19 protein-coding genes are annotated in these 23,098 nt (G+C 62.4%); 9 read left to right on the forward strand and 10 right to left on the reverse strand.

From position 1 onward, the window contains the following. Window positions 1-33: 33 nt before the first annotated feature. A complete protein-coding gene (ppsR, locus tag PMI20_RS12855; RefSeq protein ID WP_007927505.1) occupies window positions 34-852 on the reverse strand; it encodes a posphoenolpyruvate synthetase regulatory kinase/phosphorylase PpsR in 819 nt (272 codons plus the stop codon). Between the two features lie 174 nt (window positions 853-1,026). Here ppsR and ppsA point away from each other — a divergent pair, with 174 nt between their 5' ends. The 8 genes from ppsA (at window position 1,027) to PMI20_RS12895 (ending at window position 9,163) form a co-directional block, all read left to right on the forward strand. Then, window positions 1,027-3,402, forward strand: a complete 2,376-nt coding sequence (gene ppsA / locus PMI20_RS12860) for a phosphoenolpyruvate synthase (RefSeq protein ID WP_007927507.1) — start codon at window positions 1,027-1,029, stop codon at window positions 3,400-3,402. 100 nt (window positions 3,403-3,502) lie between these two features. Then, the gene (locus PMI20_RS12865) at window positions 3,503-4,492 is read left to right on the forward strand and encodes an alpha/beta fold hydrolase (RefSeq protein ID WP_007927509.1); all 990 of its coding nucleotides are present in this window, start codon (window positions 3,503-3,505) and stop codon (window positions 4,490-4,492) included. 249 nt (window positions 4,493-4,741) lie between these two features. Next, window positions 4,742-5,233, forward strand: a complete 492-nt coding sequence (gene rraA / locus PMI20_RS12870) for a ribonuclease E activity regulator RraA (RefSeq protein WP_007927511.1) — start codon at window positions 4,742-4,744, stop codon at window positions 5,231-5,233. A 25-nt stretch (window positions 5,234-5,258) separates the two neighbouring features. Further along, window positions 5,259-6,254, forward strand: coding sequence for a divalent cation transporter CmaX (cmaX, locus tag PMI20_RS12875; protein WP_007927513.1), 996 nt, complete (start codon window positions 5,259-5,261; stop codon window positions 6,252-6,254). Window positions 6,255-6,317: 63 nt separating this feature from the next. Further along, entirely contained in the window at window positions 6,318-6,563 is a 246-nt protein-coding gene (locus PMI20_RS12880) for a hypothetical protein (RefSeq protein ID WP_007927518.1), read from the forward strand. A gap of 2 nt (window positions 6,564-6,565) precedes the next feature. Next, window positions 6,566-7,390 carry a mechanosensitive ion channel family protein gene (locus PMI20_RS12885; protein WP_007927520.1) on the forward strand — a complete coding sequence of 275 codons (825 nt, stop codon included), beginning with the start codon at window positions 6,566-6,568 and terminating at the stop codon, window positions 7,388-7,390. Between the two features lie 88 nt (window positions 7,391-7,478). Continuing rightward, entirely contained in the window at window positions 7,479-8,069 is a 591-nt protein-coding gene (gene sigX, locus PMI20_RS12890; RefSeq protein WP_009042922.1) for an RNA polymerase sigma factor SigX, read from the forward strand. 107 nt (window positions 8,070-8,176) lie between these two features. Next, complete coding sequence (locus PMI20_RS12895; RefSeq protein WP_007927525.1) at window positions 8,177-9,163, forward strand: OmpA family protein; 987 nt, start codon at window positions 8,177-8,179, stop codon at window positions 9,161-9,163. 77 nt (window positions 9,164-9,240) lie between these two features. Here PMI20_RS12895 and cobA read toward each other — a convergent pair whose 3' ends face one another. From cobA to PMI20_RS12935, 8 genes are all read right to left on the reverse strand, one after another. Then, window positions 9,241-10,002: a uroporphyrinogen-III C-methyltransferase gene (gene cobA / locus PMI20_RS12900; RefSeq protein WP_007927527.1), complete on the reverse strand. Its 762-nt coding sequence runs from the start codon at window positions 10,000-10,002 to the stop codon at window positions 9,241-9,243. 10 nt (window positions 10,003-10,012) lie between these two features. Continuing rightward, window positions 10,013-12,730: a nitrate reductase gene (locus PMI20_RS12905; protein ID WP_007927529.1), complete on the reverse strand. Its 2,718-nt coding sequence runs from the start codon at window positions 12,728-12,730 to the stop codon at window positions 10,013-10,015. Continuing rightward, window positions 12,730-13,047 (reverse strand): nitrite reductase small subunit NirD, encoded by a 318-nt coding sequence (nirD, locus tag PMI20_RS12910; RefSeq protein WP_007927531.1) that lies wholly within the window; start codon window positions 13,045-13,047, stop codon window positions 12,730-12,732. The genes PMI20_RS12905 and nirD overlap by 1 nt, the downstream gene beginning before the upstream one ends. Continuing rightward, complete coding sequence (gene nirB / locus PMI20_RS12915) at window positions 13,044-15,497, reverse strand: nitrite reductase large subunit NirB (protein ID WP_007927532.1); 2,454 nt, start codon at window positions 15,495-15,497, stop codon at window positions 13,044-13,046. Before nirB ends, nirD begins: the two co-directional genes overlap by 4 nt. A 456-nt stretch (window positions 15,498-15,953) precedes the next feature. Further along, the gene (locus PMI20_RS12920; protein WP_284172921.1) at window positions 15,954-17,624 is read right to left on the reverse strand and encodes a bifunctional protein-serine/threonine kinase/phosphatase; all 1,671 of its coding nucleotides are present in this window, start codon (window positions 17,622-17,624) and stop codon (window positions 15,954-15,956) included. A gap of 7 nt (window positions 17,625-17,631) precedes the next feature. After that, window positions 17,632-18,843: a nitrate/nitrite transporter gene (locus PMI20_RS12925; RefSeq protein ID WP_007932172.1), complete on the reverse strand. Its 1,212-nt coding sequence runs from the start codon at window positions 18,841-18,843 to the stop codon at window positions 17,632-17,634. Between the two features lie 331 nt (window positions 18,844-19,174). Next, entirely contained in the window at window positions 19,175-19,750 is a 576-nt protein-coding gene (locus PMI20_RS12930) for an ANTAR domain-containing response regulator (protein WP_007932173.1), read from the reverse strand. A 15-nt stretch (window positions 19,751-19,765) separates the two neighbouring features. After that, entirely contained in the window at window positions 19,766-20,977 is a 1,212-nt protein-coding gene (locus PMI20_RS12935) for a CmpA/NrtA family ABC transporter substrate-binding protein (RefSeq protein WP_007932182.1), read from the reverse strand. Window positions 20,978-21,231: 254 nt separating this feature from the next. Between PMI20_RS12935 and PMI20_RS12940 the strand changes: the two genes are divergently transcribed. After that, window positions 21,232-22,251 carry a quinone-dependent dihydroorotate dehydrogenase gene (locus PMI20_RS12940; RefSeq protein WP_007932183.1) on the forward strand — a complete coding sequence of 340 codons (1,020 nt, stop codon included), beginning with the start codon at window positions 21,232-21,234 and terminating at the stop codon, window positions 22,249-22,251. 136 nt (window positions 22,252-22,387) lie between these two features. Here the strand turns inward: PMI20_RS12940 and rmf are convergent, their stop codons facing one another. Further along, window positions 22,388-22,603: a ribosome modulation factor gene (gene rmf / locus PMI20_RS12945; RefSeq protein ID WP_002553055.1), complete on the reverse strand. Its 216-nt coding sequence runs from the start codon at window positions 22,601-22,603 to the stop codon at window positions 22,388-22,390. Between the last annotated feature and the right edge of the window lie 495 nt (window positions 22,604-23,098).

The raw sequence follows: 23,098 nt of genomic DNA on the forward strand, positions 1-23,098 counted from the left end.
TGCTCGCGATAGCCTTCTATTGGTCAGATAACGCTACTTGAAGCGCCGCTCGACGCCTTTTTCCACGAGGATCTTCGCCGAGATCTCTTCCACCGAGAAATGGGTGGAATTGATGTGCGGAATGTTCTCGCGGCGGAACAGGTTTTCCACCTCGCGCACTTCGAACTCGCACTGGGCGTAGCTCGAGTAGCGGCTGTTGGGCTTGCGCTCGTTGCGGATGGCGGTAAGCCGGTCGGGGTCGATGGTCAGGCCGAACAGCTTGTGCTGGTGGGCGCGCAGGGCCGTCGGCAGCTGCAGGCGTTCCATGTCGTCTTCGGTCAGCGGGTAGTTGGCGGCGCGGATCCCGAACTGCATGGCCATATACAGGCAGGTCGGGGTCTTGCCGCAGCGCGACACGCCGACCAGGATCAGGTCAGCCTTGTCGTAGTAGTGGGTGCGGGCGCCGTCGTCGTTGTCGAGGGCGAAGTTCACCGCCTCGATCCGCTCCATATAGTTGGAGTTGCCGCCAATGGAGTGGGACTTGCCGACCGAGTACGACGAGTGCTCGCTCAACTCCAGCTCCAGGGGGGCGAGGAAGGTCGAGAAGATGTCGATCATGAAACCATTGGACGTCGCGAGGATCTCACGGATGTCCTGATTGACGATGGTGTCGAAGATAATCGGGCGAAATCCGTCCTTTTCGGCGGCGATGTTGATTTGTTGTACCATGGCCCGCGCTTTATCTACGCTGTCGATATACGGCCGCGTGATTTTGCTGAAGGTAATGTTTTCGAACTGCGCCAGGAGGCTCTGGCCGAGGGTTTCAGCGGTGATGCCGGTACCGTCGGAGATAAAGAAAGCAGATCGTTTCATTTGCACCTTGGGCCTTAAGCTAGTGACGAATCTTGGATATGATAGGCGCGATTTGCCGGCCTCCAATGGCCCGCATTCTCACTTATTTTCCAGGTCCAGGCCATACAGCTGGCAAGCGCTCCCCCGAGCAGCCGGCTTCTGAGCTTTTCCAACACAGTTAGTGGAGAGATCACCTTGGTAGAGTACGTAGTTTCCCTCGATAAGCTCGGCGTCCATGATGTAGAGCATGTGGGGGGCAAGAACGCATCCCTGGGCGAGATGATCAGTAACCTTGCAGGCGCCGGTGTATCCGTCCCTGGAGGCTTTGCCACGACGGCCCAGGCCTATCGTGATTTTCTCGAATTGAGCGGTCTTAACGACCAGATCCACGCCGCGCTCGACGCCCTGGACGTCGATGACGTGAATGCTCTGGCCAAGACCGGCGCTCAGATCCGTCAATGGATCATGGAAGCCGAGTTCCCCGAGCAACTGAATAGCGAAATCCGCACCGCGTTCGCCAAGCTGTCCGCGGGCAACCCTGACATGGCCGTGGCCGTGCGCTCCTCGGCTACCGCCGAAGACCTTCCGGACGCTTCCTTCGCCGGCCAGCAGGAAACCTTCCTCAATATCCGTGGCGTCGAGAACGTCATTCGCGCCGCCAAGGAAGTCTTCGCTTCCCTGTTCAACGACCGCGCCATTTCCTACCGCGTGCACCAGGGCTTCGACCATAAGCTGGTCGCCCTGTCTGCCGGCGTGCAGCGCATGGTGCGTTCGGAAACCGGTACCGCCGGCGTGATGTTCACCCTCGACACCGAGTCGGGCTTCCGTGATGTGGTATTCATCACCGGTGCCTACGGCCTGGGTGAAACCGTCGTTCAAGGTGCGGTGAACCCGGACGAGTTCTACGTCCACAAAGGCACCCTGCAAGCCGGTCGCCCGGCCATCCTGCGCCGCAACCTGGGCAGCAAGGCGATCAAGATGATCTACGGCGACGAAGCCAAGGCCGGTCGCTCGGTCAAGACCGTCGACGTCGACAAGGCCGATCGCGCGCGTTTCTGCCTGACCGACGCCGAAGTCAGCGAGCTGGCCAAGCAGGCGATGATCATCGAGAAGCACTACAAGTGCCCGATGGACATCGAATGGGCCAAAGACGGCGACGACGGCAAGCTGTACATCGTCCAGGCCCGTCCGGAAACCGTGAAGAGCCGCACCCAGGCCAACGTCATGGAACGTTACCTGTTGAAGGAGACCGGCACCGTGCTGGTGGAAGGTCGCGCCATCGGCCAGCGCATCGGCGCCGGCAAGGTGCGGATCATCAAGGACGTGTCGGAGATGGACAAGGTCCAGGCCGGCGACGTGCTGGTATCCGACATGACCGACCCGGACTGGGAGCCGGTGATGAAGCGCGCCAGCGCCATCGTCACCAACCGTGGCGGCCGTACCTGCCACGCCGCGATCATTGCGCGCGAGCTGGGGATTCCGGCCGTTGTCGGTTGCGGCAATGCCACCGAACTGTTGAAAGACGGCCAGGGCGTGACCGTGTCCTGTGCTGAAGGCGACACCGGTTTCATCTTCGAAGGCGAGCTGGGCTTCGACGTGAAGAAAAACTCCGTCGACGCCATGCCGGAGCTGCCGTTCAAGATCATGATGAACGTCGGCAACCCGGACCGCGCCTTCGACTTCGCCCAGCTGCCGAACGCCGGTGTCGGCCTGGCCCGCCTGGAGTTCATCATCAACCGTATGATCGGCGTGCACCCCAAGGCGCTGCTGAACTACGCCGGCCTGCCCCATGAAATCAAGGACAGCGTCGACAAGCGCATCGCCGGTTACAACGAGCCGGTCGGTTTCTACGTCGACAAGCTGGTTGAAGGCATCAGCACCCTGGCTGCGGCCTTCTGGCCGAAAAAGGTCATCGTGCGCCTGTCGGACTTCAAGTCCAACGAATACGCCAACCTGATCGGCGGCAAGCTCTACGAGCCGGAAGAAGAAAACCCGATGCTGGGCTTCCGCGGCGCTTCGCGTTACATCAGCGAATCCTTCCGTGACTGCTTCGAGCTCGAATGCCGCGCCCTCAAGCGCGTGCGCAACGACATGGGCCTGACCAACGTCGAGATCATGGTGCCGTTCGTCCGTACCTTGGGTGAAGCCAGCCAAGTGGTGGATCTGCTGGCTGAAAACGGTCTCAAGCGCGGTGAAAACGGCCTGCGCGTGATCATGATGTGCGAGCTGCCTTCCAACGCGATCCTGGCCGAAGAGTTCCTCGAGTTCTTCGATGGTTTCTCCATCGGCTCCAACGACCTGACCCAGCTGACCCTGGGCCTGGACCGCGATTCGGGCATCATCGCGCACCTGTTCGACGAGCGTAATCCGGCGGTCAAGAAACTGCTGGCCAACGCCATCGCCGCTTGCAACAAGGCCGGCAAATACATTGGTATTTGCGGCCAGGGCCCGTCCGACCATCCGGACCTGGCCAAGTGGCTGATGGAACAGGGCATCGAAAGCGTCTCGCTGAACCCGGATTCCGTACTGGAAACCTGGTTCTTCCTGGCCGAGGGGCAGGGTGCGGTCTAAGCAGAATGAAGCCCCGGCCAGCCTTCGGGTTGGCCGGGGCTTTGAGATTCAAGTAGGGCGGGCTCCATCTGGAAGCCGCCCTTTTTTGTGCAAGAGCATTATGCAAAGCAGCAGCAACCTGTTTCCCGTCGCCTTGATCAGTGCCGAACGTCGAGGTGACCTGAGTGAAGACGTCTACCGCCTGAAGCCCGGCAATAGCCCGGACGCCACGGTCGAGCTGGCCGTCACCCGCCTGGGGATGGCGGACGAGCCCGAATCCCGCGGTGTCCCGGTGATCCTGCTGCACGGCAGCTTCTCCAATCGGCGTTTCTGGTATTCGCCCAAGGGCATCGGCCTGGGCGCGTATCTGGCGCGCATGGGCTTCGATGTATGGATCCCCGAGATGCGCGGTCACGGCCTGTCGCGACGCAATGCCGACTATCGCAAGAATCGCGTCGCCGACTATGCGCAGTACGATCTGCCTGCCATCGGCGCCTTCGTGCGGGAACAAAGCGGCCAGGTTCCGCACTGGATCGGTCATTCCCTGGGCGGCATTACCCTGGCGGCGGCCCTGGGCGGCCAGTACCTGGGAGAGCCGGCAGTGGCGTCGGCGGCGCTGTTCGGCTGTCAGGTCAGCCGCACCTATTGGCCATTGAAAATCCCGGCGGTGGAGTGGGGCGGTCGTTTCATTCTCAAGCGTTTTGCCCAGTTGTCCGGCTCGCGACTCAAGCGCGGTCCCGAGGACGAGCCCATTGGCCTGGCCCTGGAAGGCATGCGCTGGTACGGGCTGTTCGGGCGTTTCGGCGATGGGCAGAAGGACTGGTGGGCCGGCTTGTCCGATGTTTCGCTGCCGGTATTGGCGGTGAGCGCGGCCGGGGATCATCAGGATCCGACCTGGGCTTGTCGCAAGCTGTTTGACCAGTTGAGTTCCGAGCATAAGCAGTTTGTCTGCCTGGGGCGCGAACAAGGGTTCAGCGGCAATTTCGGCCATGTGGAGATGCTGGTGAGCAAAGCCGCCCAGGCCGAAGTCTGGCCTTTGGTCGCGCGTTGGTTGAAGGATCAGCAGAGCCCGTTGTTGGCGTCGGGCACTGAACTGGCTGCCGCCAGTTGAGTTCAGAAGGCTCTGACAAGAGCATTTCGTTCCGATGCGCTTGCGGCTAAGATATGACGCGTTGAGCGATTCTGGTCACATTCGGTCTCCGGTCAAGCATCTTGTTCGTGCCGCCGAGCCTGCTGAAATTGGCGTATGGTGAGGGCTAGCTGAAATGTTAAACATTCTCCGTCTGCCCTCGTATCACTCAGCATGAACCCTGCGAATTCCGACACCGCGACGTGTTCTTTCCATTACAGGAGTTTCTCGATGAATCATTACCTCACTCCCGACCTGTGCGACGCCTACCCGGATCTGGTACAGGTGGTTGAACCGATGTTCAGCAATTTCGGTGGCCGCGACTCCTTTGGCGGCGAAATCGTGACCATCAAATGCTTCGAAGACAACTCGCTGGTCAAGGAACAGGTCGAGCTCAAGGGCCACGGCAAGGTGCTGGTGGTCGACGGTGGCGGCTCCCTGCGCCGTGCGCTGCTGGGCGATATGCTGGCCGAGAAGGCGGCGAAGAACGGTTGGGAAGGGCTGGTGATCTACGGTTGTATCCGTGATGTCGATGTCATCGCGCAAACCGACCTGGGCGTTCAGGCGCTGGCCAGTCACCCGATGAAAACCGACAAGCGCGGCATTGGCGATCTCAACGTGGTGGTGACTTTTGCCGGGGTGACGTTCCGTCCGGGCGAATATGTCTATGCCGACAACAATGGCGTGATCGTTTCGCCAAGCCCGCTGAAAATGCCCGAATAAGCAGTCGACCAAGCAAGGGATGAGGATGTTCGAGGAAGACAACGCGCAATGGGGGCTGGTACATGCCCTGGTGCTGGACGGTAAAGGTGGTGCGCGTGCGATTGCCCGAACTGAACTGGACGACTTGCAACTGCAAGCCCATGAGAGCCTCTGGCTGCATTGGGATCGCAGCCATCCGCAAACCCAGACCTGGCTGCGTAAATCCAGCGGTCTGAGCGAGTTCAGCTGTGACCTCCTACTCGAAGAAAACACCCGGCCGCGCCTGTTGGCGCTGCCGGACTCCGAGTTCCTGCTGTTTTTACGCGGCATCAACCTCAACCCCGGTGCCGAGCCGGAGGACATGGTTTCGGTACGCATCTTCGGTTCGGCCCAGCGAGTGATCTCCCTGCGCCTGCGGCCATTGCGCGCGACGGATGAGCTGCTGGTGCAACTGGGTGAAGGCAAGGGACCGAAAACCGCTTCCGAACTCATCCTTTATATGGCTGAGTACCTGACCCATAAAGTGCAGGATCTGGTCAGCGACCTGTCGGAAGTGGTCGATGCCGAGGAAGAAAAACTGGATGCCGACGAACGGTATACCCCCGAGCACAGCAACATTCTGCAGATTCGTCGACGGGCTGCCGGACTCAAGCGTTTCCTCGCTCCGCAGCGGGATATTTTCGGTCAGCTCAGCCGCATCAGGCTGCCTTGGTTCGCCGATGACGATGGCGATTACTGGAATGAATTGAACAACAGCCTGACCCGCTACCTGGAAGAGCTCGAATTGACCCGAGAGCGCGTGGGGCTTGTGCTGGAGGCCGAAGACCGGCGCCTGAGCGTGCGCATGAACCGCATCATGTTTCGCTTCGGGATCATCACCGGGGTCTTTCTGCCGATGAGTTTTCTGGCCGGCTTGCTGGGGATCAACGTGGGAGGCATTCCGCTTTCCAACAGCCCCTACGGGTTTCTGGTGGCCTGCCTGTTGATGGCGCTGGTCGCGCTGGGACAGTGGTGGTTATTCCGACGTTTGCGCTGGGTCTGATCATGAACTATGTGACCCAAGGAATTTTGATCGCGTCTTTCACTGACATATCGAGAGGTGCGTATGCACGATCCGTTTGAACAGTCGTTGCGTGACATGCTCAAGGCCACACCGTCCACCCGGGACGACGATGCGTGCCTGGGCCGCGTACTGAAAACCGCCAACCGGCAGGTGGGAGCGGGCGATCTGTTCAGCCTGCTCGGCCGCTGGTTGCCGGCGCTGATGATTGCTCTGAATAACGGATCGGCCCATATCTCGCCGGTTTCCCGTCGTAAACCTACTGCTCGCACTGCTGATAAGGCTGATTGAATATGGAACTTGATCTCTGGACTCAGAGCCTCGTCACTGCGATGACTGCGTTGTGGACCAAGGTAGCGAACTTCATTCCCAATCTGTTTGGCGCGCTGGTCGTGCTGCTGCTGGGTTTTGTGGTTGCCAAACTGCTTGATACCCTGCTTTCCAAATTGCTCGCCAAACTGGGCCTGGACCGTTTGATGGGCGGTACCGGTTTGACCAAGCTGCTGTCCCGTGCGGGCTTGCAGGTACCGATTTCTACCTTGATCGGTAAAATCGTGTATTGGTTCGTATTACTGATTTTTCTGGTTTCTGCTGCAGAATCCCTTGGCTTGGAGCGGGTTTCGGCTACGCTCGACATGCTGGCGTTGTATTTACCGAAGGTTTTCGGGGCCGCGCTGGTGCTGTTGGTGGGGGTATTGCTGGCGCAATTGGCCAATGGGCTGGTGCGCGGAGCGGCCGAAGGGGTCGGTCTGGATTACGCCAGTGGCCTGGGGCGAATCGCCCAGGGCCTGGTGATCATCATCAGTATTTCCGTTGCGATCAGTCAGTTGGAGGTCAAAACCGACCTGCTCAACCATGTGATCGTGATCGTTTTGATTACCGTTGGTCTGGCTGTTGCCTTGGCCATGGGGTTGGGAAGCCGGGATATTGCCGGTCAGATTCTTGCGGGAATCTATGTGCGTGAGTTGTATCAGGTTGGGCAACAAGTGCGAGTTGGCGAGGTCGAAGGGCAGATCGAGGAGATCGGCACGGTTAAGACTACACTGCTGACCGATGAGGGCGAGCTGGTCTCGCTCTCCAATCGGATCATGCTGGAGCAGCATGTAAGTAGCCGCTAACCCGGCAAACCCTGCTAATGTATGCCGCCGCAAAATGCCCGTGTCTGGGCTGCGGTGGACATTGACCTGACTGTCGGCCCGACTCGTTTTGAATAAAGCCCAATCGCTATCCACGCGCTATGACCCCCGTGAGCTCTCTGACGAGGAGTTGGTTGCGCGCTCGCACACGGAGCTGTTTCACGTAACGCGTGCGTATGAAGAGTTGATGCGACGCTATCAGCGAACCCTCTTCAACGTTTGTGCACGTTATTTAGGGAACGATCGTGATGCTGACGATGTCTGTCAGGAGGTGATGTTGAAGGTGCTGTATGGCCTCAAGAACTTCGAGGGGAAATCGAAGTTCAAGACATGGCTCTATAGCATCACGTACAACGAATGCATCACGCAGTATCGGAAAGAACGGCGGAAACGCCGCTTGATGGATGCGTTAAGTCTTGATCCCCTCGAGGAAGCGTCTGAAGATAAGGCGCCGAAACCTGAGGAAAAGGGCGGACTTGACCGCTGGTTGGTGCATGTGAACCCGATCGATCGGGAGATTCTGGTGCTACGATTCGTCGCAGAACTGGAGTTCCAGGAGATCGCAGACATCATGCACATGGGGTTGAGTGCTACGAAAATGCGGTACAAGCGTGCGCTTGATAAATTGCGTGAGAAATTTGCAGGCATTGCTGAAACTTAGTTCGGCGCAAATATCTCTTACGTCTAGGTAAGTTCTGATAGACTTACCGCCGAGTTGTCCCCCGGTATGTGGGACTGCTTTACAATCACCAGATGGGGATTTAACGGATGAAACTGAAAAACACCTTGGGCATTGCCATTGGTTCTATTGTTGCCGTGACTTCGTTCGGCGTTCTGGCGCAAGGCCAAGGCGCGGTCGAGGGTGAACTGTTTTACAAAAAACAGTACAACGACAGCGTTAAGCACATCGAAGACGGCTTCAACCCAGGCGCTCGTATCGGCTACTTCCTGACCGATGACCTGTCGTTGGACCTGAACTACGACAAAACCAACCACACCCGTTCGAACGACGGCACTGGCAACCAGAAGATCAAAGGTGACACCGGCAGCCTGCTGGCTACCTACCACTTCGGTCAAGCTGGCGTGGACTCCCTGCGTCCATACGTTTCCGGTGGTTTCGGTCACCAGAGCCGTACCAACGTCCTGGCTGACGGCCACAGCGGTCGCGACCAGTCGACCCTGGCTATCATCGGTACCGGTGTTAAGTACTACTTCACCGACAACCTGTTCGCTCGTGCCGGCGTTGAAGCCGACTACGCAATGGACAACGGCAAGTGGGACTACTCCGCTCTGGTTGGTCTGGGTGTGAACTTCGGCGGCAACGCTGGCAAGGTTGCTCCAGCTCCTGCTCCAGTTCCAGAGCCAACTCCAGAACCAGAAGCTCCGGTTGCTGAAGTTGTTCGTGTTGAGCTGGACGTGAAGTTCGACTTCGACAAGTCGGTCGTTAAGCCTAACAGCTACGCTGACATCAAGAACCTCGCTGACTTCATGAAGCAGTACCCACAAACCACCACCGTTGTTGAAGGTCACACTGACTCCGTCGGTCCTGACGCTTACAACCAGAAACTGTCTGAGCGTCGTGCAAACGCCGTTAAGCAAGTTCTGACCAGCCAGTACGGTGTTGAGTCGAGCCGCGTTCAATCCGTTGGTTACGGTGAGTCCCGCCCAGTTGCTGACAACGCAACTGAAGCTGGCCGCGCTGTAAACCGTCGCGTAGAAGCGCAGGTTGAAGCACAAGCTCAACAAGCTCAGTAATCTGTAGCTTGCAGCTTTGAAAAACCCGGCCTAGGCCGGGTTTTTCTTTGTCCGCGATTTGATGAACGCGCCTGGAGTCAGGCCGAGAATGCCGCCGCCAGGGCCGCTTCGGAAAGGGCGGGCAGTTGTGCACCGCAAGCGGCCACTTCGCCGACGACCAGGATGGCCGGGCTTTTCAGCTGGAAGGCATGGGCATCGTCCTGCATGGCGTGCAGATCGCTCCGACACAGCCGTTGCTCGGGCAGGGACGCGTTTTCAATCATGGCCACCGGGGTATGCGGCGCCAGGCCGCCAGCGATCAGCTGTTCACGGATCTCACCCAGTTTGGCCACTCCCATATAGATCACCAACGTCGTACCGCTTTGTGCCAGGGCTTGCCAGTTCAGGCTGCTGTCGTCCTGGGTATGGGCCGTCAGCAGGGTGACGCCACGGGCGACACCGCGCAGGGTCAGCGGGATACCGCACTGGGTAGCTCCCGCCAGGCCGGCCGTGATGCCGTTCACCAGTTCCACCTCGACGCCACGTTCCTGCAGCCACTGCGCTTCTTCGCCGCCACGGCCGAAGATGCACGGATCGCCACCCTTGAGGCGTACCACGCACTTGCCATGCCGGGCGTAGCGCAGCATCAGCCGATGAATGAACGCCTGGGGTGTCGAACGACAGCCTCCGCGTTTACCCACGGCAATAACCCGTGCCCGGGGGCAGTGCTCCAGCACCGTCGGATTCACCAGATCGTCGATCAGCACCACATCCGCCTCGCCCAGGGCACGCACGGCCTTGAGGGTCAGTAGTTCAGGATCGCCAGGGCCCGCACCCACCAGCCAGACTTTTGCGCTCATGTTTGTTTCCTCACAGGGGGATTGCGACGGGCTGTGCCGAGCTGGCCAGCAGACGTTTGATTTCGGGGACGCAGGAGCCGCATTGAGTGCCGCAGCCCAGCTCCTGTTTCAGGCCATCGAGGTCCAGGCCGCGGGAGATCCCGGCACAGACTGCGCTCTGGCTGACGTTCTTGCAGTTGCACAAGGTCTTGCCGTTCGACGCAATCAACCCGGCCGCCCCTGGCGGTGCGCTCATCGGCGCCAGCAGCCAGCGGCGCAGTTGCTCATCGGCCTTGCCTTCCAGCCACAGGTTCTGCAGCCAGTGCCGGGCCAGGGTTTCACCGGCCAGGCGAATGGCGGTGATCCGCCCCTGTTCGATGCGTACCCGCTTGCCGATGGAGCGCCGAGGATCGTCATAGGCCAGCACCGGGCCTTCGTTGAGCCCCAGCAACTGGTCGATGTCCTTGAGCAGTTGCGGCGCCGGCGCCTCGGCGTTGGCCACCCGCAGCAGCAGGGCCGGGCGTTCGCGACCGGCCAGGCTCAGACTGACGTAGGCGAAACTTTCACAGAGCGGGCGCAGGGCTTCGAAATGCCGCTGCACGTCGCCTTCGATCAGGGCGAACAATTGCCACGGCAGCTGGACCGGCTCCAGGCGTACACCGCTGTGCTTGAGTTCTGGCTGTTTGGACAGTGGATCGAACGCCGGCTGAGTCACGGCATTGACGCCGCCCTTGAGATACCGATCGCCCCAATGCATCGGCAGGAAAGCCTGGCCCGGGCGCACGCTGTCGTCATCCGTTATTGCGACTATCACGCTGCCGCGACGGCTTTTCAGCGAGACCAGGTCACCCGCTTGCAGGTTCTGCCGGCGCAGTTCGTCCGGGTGCAGGCTGAGGGCGGCCTCGCTGACATGCCCGAACAGCTGGGCGGCGGTGCCGGTGCGGCTCATGCCGTGCCATTGATCCCGCAGGCGGCCGGTGATCAGGGTCAGGGGGAAGCGCGCATCCCGCTGTTCCTTGGCCGCGCGATACGGGTCGCTGACGAAGTGCGCCCGCCCGCTGGCGGTCGGGAAGCGGCCGTCGACGTACAGCCGCGGCGTCCCCTGTTCGGCGCCGACGGGGAAGGGCCATTGCTGCGGGCCGATACGGTCGATCAGCGCGTGGCTGATGCCGGAAAGGTCCAGGTCGCGGCCGCGGGTCAGCTGTTTGTACTCATCGAACAGCTGGGCAGGCGTATCCAGGGCAAACAGGCTGGGCCGTTGCGGGCGCAGGCGCTGTTCCAGGCGCCGGGCGAAGTCCAGGGTGATGGCCCAATCCGGGCGTGCTTCGCCCGGCGCGGCCACGGCGCGGCGCACATGGGAGATGCGCCGTTCCGAGTTGGTCACGCTGCCTTCCTTCTCGCCCCAGCTGGCGGCGGGCAGTAGCAGGTCGGCAAAGGTCGCGGTCTCGGTGGTGCGAAAGGCTTCCTGCAGGATCACGAACGGGCAGGCCAGCAAGGCTTCTCGCACCGCGTTCTGGTCGGGCAGCGATTGCGCCGGGTTGGTGCAGGCGATCCACAGCGCCTTGATCTTGCCGCCGCGCAGCTGTTCGAACAGCTCGATCGCGCTCAGGCCGGGGTTGGCCGGCAATTGCTCGACGCCCCAGTAGGCCGCGACTTCAGCCCGGTGCTCCGGGTTGGCGGCGTCCCGGTGTCCCGGCAACAGGTTCGACAGGCTGCCGGTTTCCCGGCCGCCCATGGCATTCGGCTGGCCGGTGAGGGAGAAAGGGCCGGCCCCGGGGCGGCCGATTTGCCCGGTGGCCAGGTGCAGGTTGATCAGTGCGCTGTTTTTCGCGCTGCCGGAACTGGACTGGTTCAGCCCCATGCACCACAGCGACAGGAAGCTCGGCGAGGTGCCGACCCATTCGGCGCACTGGCGCAGTTGCTCGACGCTGATGCCGCACAGCTGCGCGACCATATGCGGGGTGTAGTCGTGGACCAGGTTCTTCAGCTCGGCCAGGCCTTCGGTATGCGCCTGGATGAAGTCGCGATCGATCCAGTCCTGCCACAGCAGCAGGTGCAGGATGCCGTGGAACAGTGCGACATCGGTGCCGGGCAGGATCGCCAGGTGCAGGTCGGCCAGGTCGCAGGTGTCGGTGCGCCGCGGGTCGATGACGATCACTTTCATCTGCGGCCGCAGGCGCTTGGCCTGCTCCAGGCGGCGGAACAGCACCGGATGGGCGTAGGCCATGTTGCTGCCGACGATCATCACGCAATCGCTCAGTTCGAGGTCTTCGTAGCTGCAGGGCGGGGCATCGGCGCCCAGGCTGCGTTTGTAGCCGACCACCGCCGAAGACATGCACAGCCGCGAATTGCTGTCGATGTTGTTGGTGCCCACCAGGGCCCGGGCCAGCTTGTTGAAGGCGTAGTAATCCTCGGTAAGCAATTGCCCGGAGATATAGAAGGCCACGCTGTCCGGGCCGTGTTCGGCGATGGTTTCGGCAAACAGGTTGGCCGCATGTTCCAGTGCGGTGTCCCAGTCGGTGCGGCTGCGCGCCAGGGCCTTGCCCAGGCGCAATTCCGGATACAGGGCGCGGGCCGCGAGGTCGCCGGTCAGGTGCAGGGTGGAGCCTTTGCTGCACAGTTTGCCGTGGTTGGCCGGATGGCTCGGGTCGCCACTGACGCCGAGGATGCGTTCGCCGTCGTGCTCGATCAGCACGCCACAGCCAACGCCGCAGTAACAGCAGGTCGAGGCGGTCGTCTGGCGGTTCATCAGCCGGCATCCCGCAGGGCCAGCAGCACGCGGCCGTTTTCCACCCGCGCCAGATGGTGATGGGCGCAGCCGATATCCGGCGCCTGTGCTTCGCCGGACTCCAGGTCGATCTGCCAGTTGTGCAACGGGCAGGCGACCGTCTTGCCGTAGATCAGCCCCTGGGACAGCGGCCCACCCTTGTGCGGGCAGCGGTCGTCGAGGGCGAAGACTTCGTCGTCGCTGGTGCGAAAGATCGCGATGTCGCCCCTGGGGCCGTTGACGATGCGCGAGCCCAGGGCGTTGATCTCGTCCAGGGCGCAGATATCCAGCCAGTTCATGGCAGCACCTCCAGTTGCTTGACGCGGATCGGCTCGAACTCTTTTTTCAACTGCGGCTGTTCCTGGCGCTCCTTCCACGGGTCCTGTTCGAAGGACAGGGAGAATTGCAGGCGCTCGTTGAGGGCCTTGCGCCGTTGCGGGTCTTCGATGATGGCCTGCTTGATGTACGCCATGCCGACCCGCTGCAGGTAGTGCACAGTGCGCTCCAGGTAGAAGGCTTCCTCGCGGTACAGCTGCAGGAAAGCGCCGTTGTATTCGCGCACTTCGTCGGCGGTTTTCAGCTTGACGAAGAACTCCGCGACCTCGGTCTTGATCCCGCCGTTACCACCGATATACATCTCCCAGCCCGAGTCGACGCCGATGATGCCGACGTCCTTGATCCCGGCCTCGGCGCAGTTGCGCGGGCAGCCGGAGACCGCCAGCTTGACCTTGTGCGGCGACCACATGTTGAACAGGTCATGCTCCAGTTCGATGCCCAGCTGGGTGGAGTTCTGCGTGCCGAAGCGGCAGAACTCGCTGCCGACGCAGGTTTTCACGGTGCGGATGGACTTGCCGTAGGCGTGGCCGGAGGGCATGTCCAGGTCTTTCCAGACCCCAGGCAAATCCTGTTTCTTGATACCCAAAAGGTCGATGCGCTGGCCGCCGGTGACCTTGACCATCGGCACCTGGTACTTGTCCGCCACGTCAGCGATGCGCCGCAGTTCGGAGGGGGTGGTGACGCCACCCCACATCCGCGGCACCACCGAATAGGTGCCGTCTTTCTGGATATTGGCGTGGGCCCGTTCGTTGATCAGGCGCGATTGCGGGTCGTCCCTGGCCTCGCCCGGCCAGGTGGCAATCAGGTAGTAGTTCAGCGCCGGGCGGCAGGAGGCACAGCCGTTGGGCGTGCGCCAGTTCAGGTAGCTCATGGTGCCGGCGATGGTCAGCAGGTGCTGTTCGCGGATCGCCTGGCGGATCTGCCCGTGGTTGAGGTCGCTGCAGCCGCAGATGGCTTTCTCGCTTTTTGGCTTGACGTCGGCCGCGCCGCCCACGGTGTTGATCAGGATCTGTTCCACCAGGCCGGCGCAGGAGCCGCAGGAGCTGGCGGCCTTGGTGTGTTTCTTGACCTCGTCGACGCTGAACAGGCCGTGCTCCTGGATCGCCTTGACGATGGTGCCCTTGCACACGCCATTGCAGCCGCAGACTTCGGCGCTGTCGGCCATGCTCATGGCCTTGTCCTGGCCCTGGTGGCCGACATCGCCCAGGGCGTTCTCGCCGAACATCAGGTGGTCGCGGATCTCGCCGATGGCGTGGTTCTCGCGGATCTGCCGGAAGTACCAGCCGCCGTCGGCGGTATCGCCATACAGGCAGGCGCCGACCAGGATGTCGTCCTTGATCACCAGTTTTTTGTACACGCCGCCGATGGGGTCGGAGAGGGTGATGGTCTCGGTGCCTTCGCCGCCCATGAAGTCGCCGGCGGAGAACAGGTCGATGCCGGTGACTTTCAACTTGGTCGAGGTCACCGAGCCCTTGTAAGTGGCGAAGCCCAGTTGAGCGAGGTGGTTGGCGCAGACCTTGGCCTGTTCGAACAGCGGCGCCACCAGGCCGTAGGCGATGCCGCGATGGCTCGCGCATTCGCCGATGGCGTAGATGCGTGGGTCGTAGGTCTGCAGGGTGTCGTTGACCAGGATCCCGCGGCTGCACGGCAGCCCGGCTTTTTCCGCCAGCTCGGTATTGGGCCGGATGCCGGCGGCCATCACCACCAGGTCGGCGGGAATGATGTCGCCGTTCTTGAACTGCACCGAGCCGACCCGGCCATTGCCCGCGTCGTGCAGGGCCTGGGTCTGTTCGCTCAGGCGGAATTTCAGGCCGCGGCTTTCCAGGGCGCTTTGCAGCAGCTGGCCGCTGGTCTTGTCCAGCTGGCGCTCCAGCAGCCATTCGCCGATGTGCACCACGGTCACGTCCATGCCGCGCAGCATCAGGCCGTTGGCGGCTTCGAGGCCGAGCAGGCCGCCGCCGATGACCACTGCGTGCTTGTGGGTCTTGGCGGTGTCGATCATCGCCTGGGTGTCGGCGATATCGCGGTAGCCGATTACGCCCTGCAGGTCGTTGCCGGGAATCGGCAGGATGAACGGGGTCGAACCGGTGGCGATCAGCAGGCGGTCGTACTCGGCTTCGCTGCCGTCTTCGGCGATCACCCGGCGCTTGACCCGGTCGATCTGCACCACCTTGCGGTTGAGCAGCAGCTTGATGTGGTTGTCCAGGTACCAGCTCAGGTCGTTGAGCACGATCTCTTCGAAGGTCTGTTCGCCGGCCAGTACCGGGGAGAGCAGGATGCGGTTGTAGTTGGTGTGGGGCTCCGCGCCGAAGACCGTGATGTCGTACAGCTCATTGCTCAGCTTGAGCAGCTCTTCCAGGGTGCGTACCCCGGCCATGCCGTTGCCGATCATCACCAGCTTGAGTTTGTTCATTTCGCTCTCCGCGTAGACAGGCCGTCGGGCATGCCGGGCCTGGCTCGATAAACGTTGCGCAAACAAAAAAGGCGCCCCGCCAGTTGCCTGGCAGGACGCCTTTGTCCGGTCCCGTTCTCTCGGGAAAACCCATCCTTCGTCGTTGAAGGCCGGGTCGTATATGCTGTTGGGAGAGTTAATGCAGCGGTTGTGCCAAGTTCCGCCAATGGCGGTTTCAGCGGGGCTGAAAGCCTGCCTCTGGCCAGCAGGGAGGATTTTCTGCACTGATTCAAAGCGTCTTGCCCGTTTCTGGCGCACGCTGCGCGATCCCTGTAGCCGCTGCCGCAGGCTGCGATCGACGGCGTAGCCGGCGTAAGGCGGCATCCCCTACCTGCGGGTAAAACCGCGTCGTCAGGTTCTGCGGCCCCTGCGGTGCCGGTCGCAGCCTGTGGCAGCGGCTACAGGAGAACACTGAGGTCAGTGATGCAGGAACAGGTACAGCAACAGCAGGTTGAGCAACAGCGAGACCAGCGCCAGGGTGCGCCAGACTTTCAAGGGCTCGCGTTCCAGCAGCGGTCTGGGGCGCACGCTGAGGCTGCGGCGCTCGCCCTGTTCCAGCAACAGCAACCACTCTTCGGCGGTTTCATAACGTTGGGCCGGATCGGCCTGTACCGCGCGTTCCAGGCTCTGTTCGAGCCAGTCCGGCAGGTCCGGGCGATAGCGGCTGGCGCTGACCGGGGTGGTGAAGCGCGGGCGCTGGAAGGCTTCGATTTCGCCGTAGGGAAAATGCCCGGTCAGCAAGTGGTAGAGGGTCACGCCTACCGCGTACAGGTCCTGCCGCGGTGTCGGCGCCACGCCGTTGAAAGCCTCTGGGGCGATATAGCTCGGGGTGCCGGGCAGCAGGTGCGCCTGGTCCTCGGACAGGCCGGGGCAATAGGCCAGGCCGAAATCCAGCAGGCGCAGTTCGCCGTCGTCCCCGAGCAGCAGGTTTTCCGGCTTGATGTCGCGGTGCAGGATCTGCCGGCGGTGCAGCAGGCCTACGGCCCGTAGCAGGCGCTCGGCCAGGTCCTGCCACTGCGCCAGCGGCAAGGGACCATGTTGTTGCAGATGCTCGGCCAGGGTCTGCCCCGGGTATTCGCGCATCACGTAATACAGATGCTGGCGGCTGGTCGCGGCATGCACTTCGGGAAAGTGCCGGCCGGCCACCCGACGCAGGAACCACTCCTCTGACAGCAGCGATTGCCCGGCCTGATGATCGTCGTGCAGATGACCGGGCAGGGTTTTCAGCAGCCAGGGTTGTTGTTGCGCATCGAGCACGCGGTACAGCAGGGATTGCTGGCTCTGTCCGAGCACCTCGACGACCTGCCAGCCTTCGAAGTGCTGGCCCGGTTTGAGAGGCGGCGGCAGTGGCCATTGCTGCAAGTGAATCAGGGCGTCGCCGATGGAGCTTTCGCCCAGGGCTTCGACCCGCACCAGCAGGGCGCTGGCATTGTCCTGGCTGCCGGCCAGGTGCGCGGCGCTGACCAGGGTCTGCACCGCGCTGTCGAGGTCGGGCTGGTCGCGCAGGATCGCGGCGATGGCGGTGTCGCCCAGGGTCGCCCAGACGCCATCGCTGAGCATCAGGAAACTTTCGTTTTCCCGCAGCTCGCCGTCGAGGAAGTCCACCACCAGGTGCTGGTCCAGGCCCAGGGCACGCTTGAGCACATGCTGCATGCCGGGTTGGTCCCAGACATGATCGTCGCTGATGCGTTGCAACTGATCGGCATGCCAGCGATAGACCCGGCAATCGCCGACATGGGCCAGGGTAAAGCGCCGGCCGCGCAGCACCAGGGCGCTGACGGTGGTCAGCAGCGGCTGGCCGCCGCCGTTGGCCTGCAACCAGCGATTCTGCGCGAGCAGCAGGCGTTCCAGGGCCTGGGCCACGGCCCAGGTTTCCGGGGTGGCGTAGTAGTCCAGCGCCAGCGCCTGCAAGGTCGAGCGCGCGGCCAGGCCGCCATCGGCGCATTGGCTGACACCGTCGGCGATGGCGAACAGCAGCCCCTTGCTGGCGGCCAGGGTCGGCGCCGGGGTGACCAGGCGCAAGGCGTCCTGGTTCTCCGCGCGCGGACCGATGGCGCTGGCCTGGGCGTGGCTCAGTTGCAGGCTCATGGACGGCTCAGACCCGCGCCGCGGTGACAGCGGCGGAGCCCCAGGTGGTCCGCCAGCGGCGTTTCACCCCGTGCAGGCCGAACCAGGCCAGCACGCCCAGGCTGGCGAACAGCCACAGGGCCAGTTGATAGCTGCCGGTGCTTTGCTTGATCGCGCCCATGCCCGCGGCTAGGGCGAAACCGCCGATGCCGCCGGCCATGCCGATCAGCCCGGTCATCACTCCGATCTCGCGACGAAAGCGTTGCGGCACCAACTGGAAGACCGCGCCGTTACCCGCACCCAGGCCGAGCATGGTGCATACGAACAGGGCCAGGGCCGCGTAGGAGCTGGGCAGGTTGAAACCGACCGCGGCGATGCATACCGCCGCGACGCTGTACATCACCAGCAGGGTGCGAATGCCGCCGAAACGATCGGCCAGCGCGCCGCCCAGCGGGCGCATCAGGCTGCCGCCGAACACGCAGGCGGCAGTGTAGTAGCCGGCGGTGACCGGGCTCAGGCCGTACTGGTCGTTGAAGTAGCCGGGCAGGGCGCTGGCCAGGCCGATGAAGCCGCCGAAGGTCACGCTGTAGAAGAGCATGAACCACCAGCTGTCGCGGTCGCCCAGGGCCTTGAAGTAGTCGGCCATGGATTTGGCCTTGGGCCGTTCCGGGGCGTTCCTGGCCAGCCAGGCGAACAGCACCAGGGTCAGGATCAGTGGGATCAGGGCGAAGCCGAACACGTTGCTCCAGCCGAAGGCACCGGCCAGCAACGGTGCGAACAGCGCCGCGAATACCGTGCCGGAGTTGCCGGCCCCGGCGATGCCCATCGCCTTGCCCTGGTGCTGTGGTGGATACCATTGCGAGGCCAGCGGCAGGGCCACGGCGAACGAAGCGCCGGCCATGCCCAGGAACAGCCCCAGCAGCAGGGCCTGTTCATAGCTGTGGATGCCCAGCTTCCAGGCGCAGAACAGCGCGCCGATGACAATCACCTGGCCGATCAGCCCGGCGGTCTTGGGGGACAGGCGATCGGCCAGCAGGCCCATGGCGAACCGCAGCACGGCGCCGGCCAGGATCGGCGTGGCCACCATCAGCCCGCGCTGCTGGGTGGTCAGTTGCAGGTCGGCGGCGATCTGCACGGCCAGTGGGCCGAGCAGGTACCAGACCATGAAGCTCAGGTCGAAGTAGAGGAAGGCCGCGAACAATGTCGGGGTGTGGCCGGATTTCCAGAAGCTTGAATTCATCGCGCACCTCAGCTGTTAAGAGTCTCGAAAGGAGTCATGAGCTTTTGCGTGGGGCGCCATTACGGCCGCTCCACCGGCCCGGGCTGTGGGGCCAAAACGAAAAAACGCCGCAACCCGCATCGCCTGGGGCGAGAAGGGTGTGCGACGTCTTTGTCGTAGGTGGGGCAACCGCCGTTGGTTACCTGTGTCGATTACATAGCCAGATTTGTGCCAAGAGTTGCAGTCCAGGTGTCCCGGATCGCGGGCAAGCCTCGCTCCTACAGAAACTCACGGTCGTCTCCGTAGGAGCGAGGCTTGCCCGCGATAGGCGGCCGCACCACAGCTGCGGGATTCAGCCCAGCAACTCGCTCATGGCGATGATCTGCTCCGCCACCTGGATCAGCTTCTGCTGGCGGCTCATGGCCTGGCGGCGCATCAGGGTGTAGGCCTGTTCTTCGTTGCAGTCTTTCATCTTCATCAACAGGCCCTTGGCCAGCTCGATGCGCTTGCGCTCGGCCAGTTGCTGGTCGCGGGCCTGTAGCTGCGCGCGCAAGGCCTGGTCGCTCTCGAAGCGGGCCATGGCCACGTCGAGAATGGGCTGCAGGCGCTGGGCCTGGATGCCTTCGACTATGTAGGCACTGACCCCGGACTTGATAGCGTGGCGCATCACGTCGGGGTCGTGCTCGTCGGTGAACATCACGATCGGCCGTGGCTGGTCGCGGCTGACCAGCACCACTTGCTCCATCACATCGCGGCTCGGTGATTCGGTATCGATCAGGATCACGTCCGGACGCACCGTTTCGACGCGCGTCGGCAGGTCGATGGTCAGGCCCGACTCGTCGATCACCTCGAAACCGGCTTCCATCAGGGCCGCCTTGAGCCGACCGACCTTCTTGGCGGTGTCGTTGATCAGCAGGATACGCAACATGGTCTCGGGCTCCTGTCAGCGGCTGGCGAGAAGAGGGGAGCTGTCGCTCATGGCGTGCAGCTGGAAGCTGCGGGCATAGGCGGCCGGGTCCGAACCGTCCCATAGCTTGCCGTCGATCAACTGGCTGCTGCGCATGTCCTGGCCCCAGGATGCGACGCCGACGGCGGTGGCGGCTTCACGATAGAGTTCGAGTTGCTGCACCTGGCGCGCGATGCCCAGGTAATCCGGATCTTCGCGCAGCAGGCCCCAGCGGCGGAACTGGGTCATGAACCACATGCCGTCGGACAGATACGGCAGGTTGACCGCGCCTTCATTATGAAAGCGTAGCGCGTGCGGGTCCTGCCAGCGGTGGCCAAGGCCGTCGGCATATTCGCCGAGCAGGCGCGGCTCGATGCAGTCCAGCGGCGCATCGAGGTACTCGCGGGCGCTCAGCAGTTGCGCGGTGCTCTGGCGGTTCTCGCGGCTCTGCTCGATGAAGCGGCTGGCCTCGAGGATTGCCATGACCAGGGCCCGCGCGGTGTTCGGGTACTGCTCGACGAAGGCACGGGTGCAGCCGAGGACTTTTTCCGGGTGGTCGGGCCAGATCGCCTGGCTGGTGGCCAGGGTGAAGCCCAGGTTCTGGTTCACCGCGCTGGCGCTCCAGGGTTCGCCCACACAGAAACCGTCGATGCGCCCGGCCTGCAGGTGCGCGACCATTTGCGGCGGCGGCACCACCACGCTGTCGACGTCCTGCAACGGGTGGATGCCCTGGGCGGCCAGCCAGTAATACAGCCACATGGCGTGGGTGCCGGTGGGGAAGGTCTGGGCGAAGGTCAGCCTTGCCCGGCTTTGGTGCACGTGCCGGTGAAGCGCTTCAGGAGTGGTCACGTTCAGGGCTTGCAGCTCCCGCGAGAGGTTGATGCTCTGGCCGTTCTGGTTCAGGCCCATCAGCACCGCCATGTCGCTGGCGTTGACCCCGCCGATGCCCAGGTGCACGGCGTAGATCAGGCCGTACAGGCTGTGGGCGGCATCCAGCTCGCCGCTCACCAGCTTGTCCCGCAGGTTGGCCCAGGACGCCTGGCGCTTGAGGTTCAGGGTCAGGCCGTAAGGTTGGGCGAAGCCCTGAGTGGCGGCGACCACCACCGAGGCGCAGTCGCTCAAGGCCATGAAACCGAGGTTGATCGCGGTCTTTTCCGGGGCATCGCTGCCGTTGACCCAGGCCAGCGGGCTGACGGGGAGTTCATTCATGGGCTGGCGTCCTCCATAAAAAAGCGGCCATAAAAAGCTTCCATAAAAAAACGTCGCACCCGCGCCAGGCAGAGCCGGCGGGGTAACGACGCCTTTGTCTTTCGACCCACGCCGCCATTGGCCTGGGTGCTGATGCAGGTTGTGGTGCAAGGCATATGCCATTCACCGCTGATTTCGCCGCGTGCCTCGCCTGCGGCCCCCATGCCCGGCTATAATCGCCGCCTCATTTCGCCGCCACCGAGTCAAGCCCGCCCATGTATACCCTGGCCCGCCAGCTGTTGTTCAAACTCTCCCCGGAAACCTCCCACGATCTGTCCCTGGACCTGATCGGCGCGGGCGGGCGTTTGGGCCTCAATGGCTTGCTGTGCAAGGCGCCGGCGCAGATGCCGGTGAAGGTCATGGGCCTGGACTTCCCGAACCCGGTCGGCCTCGCGGCCGGCCTGGACAAGAACGGCGCGGCCATCGACGGCTTCGCCCAATTGGGTTTCGGCTTCGTTGAAATTGGCACCATCACTCCGCGTCCGCAGCCGGGCAATCCCAAGCCGCGGATCTTCCGCCTGCCGGAAGCCGAGGCGATCATCAACCGCATGGGCTTCAACAACCTGGGCGTCGATCACCTGCTGGCCCGGGTGGCGGCGGCCAAGTACAAGGGCGTGCTGGGGATCAACATCGGCAAGAACTTCGACACCCCGGTCGAGCGTGCGGTGGATGATTACCTGATCTGCCTGGACAAGGTGTATGCCCACGCCAGCTACGTGACGGTCAACGTCAGTTCGCCCAACACCCCGGGCCTGCGCAGCCTGCAGTTCGGCGAGTCGCTCAAGCAGTTGCTTGGCGCCCTCAGCCAGCGTCAGCAGGAACTGGCGATGCAGCATGGCAAGCGGGTACCGCTGGCGATCAAGATCGCCCCGGACATGACCGACGAAGAAACCGCCGAAGTGGCGCAAGCGCTGATCGAGACCGGAATGGACGCGGTCATCGCCACCAACACCACCCTGAGCCGCGTTGGCGTCGAAGGTATGGAGCATGGCGACGAGGCGGGCGGCCTGTCCGGCGCGCCGGTGCGCGACAAGAGCACCCACACCGTGAAGGTGCTGGCGGGCGAACTGGCCGGGCGTTTGCCGATCATTGCGGTGGGCGGTATCACCGAAGGCAAGCATGCGGCGGAAAAGATCGCTGCCGGCGCCAGCCTGGTGCAGTTGTATTCGGGCTTCATCTACAAGGGCCCGGCGCTGATTCGCGAGTCGGTGGACGCGATCGCCGCGTTGCGCTGAGGGCAGCGGCTTTTTGCGCGGCCAATAAAAAGGGCTCCTGAAAGGAGCCCCTGGGCCGCAGCCCGCCGTCCGGATGGGACGTGCGTGGTTAAGTCGTTACGTATTCAGATTTTGGTGTCGGAATGTGTGCCCTGTTTTAGCCGACGGCGTGAAGTTCGTTGAGTCTGTGGATTCCCGCAGTGCCGGTCATACCGTCCCAGTTGTCGCCGCGTCCTTCGCGCCAGCCATTGATCCAGGCTTGGCGTACCGACGGTAGAGTAAATGGGCAAAGCTCACGGGACTTGCCATGAACGCCATACTGATATCCGCGCAAAAATGCTCTTTCCAACGGATCACGCTTAAGTCTTCTCATAGGGTGTTTCCCTCACTTGTTGACTGTCTTATGTCCCGTCGGCCTCGTTTGAGGCCGGGCAGAATGCTTCTGCCGTTGGTGCTCGCTGCCGGCGTCGCGAGCGTGGCGTTGGCGTCATTGCGGCGCCAACCTGAGTTGATTTCTAACCAATGCGTCACAACGAGGGAATGATCGTTTTGTCATAAGGACGTAACGATAATGATGTTGAGGCCATAAGAATGGCCTGCTTTACATCGGGTTGATCAGGCAAACCTCGCTCTGATCAGCCTCTTACTGGATGATGGGCTTAATGCTTTAGTGAGAATTCCATTCCGTTGCACTCAGGTATTATTCGATGAAAGGTCGAGTTATGACCTTTTGTTTCGCTGACTTTATTATCTGCCCCGGCATCTAAGCTCTTTTGACCCCAGTGGTCACCGCTAGCGGCGAGCTGAACAGCAGGGGCGGGACGGCACAGATTCGTGCCACGCGAGCGCTCTTCAAGAAAAGCGCTTG

The sequence above is a fragment of the Pseudomonas sp. GM17 genome (assembly GCF_000282175.2).
GTDB lineage: Bacteria > Pseudomonadota > Gammaproteobacteria > Pseudomonadales > Pseudomonadaceae > Aquipseudomonas > Aquipseudomonas chlororaphis.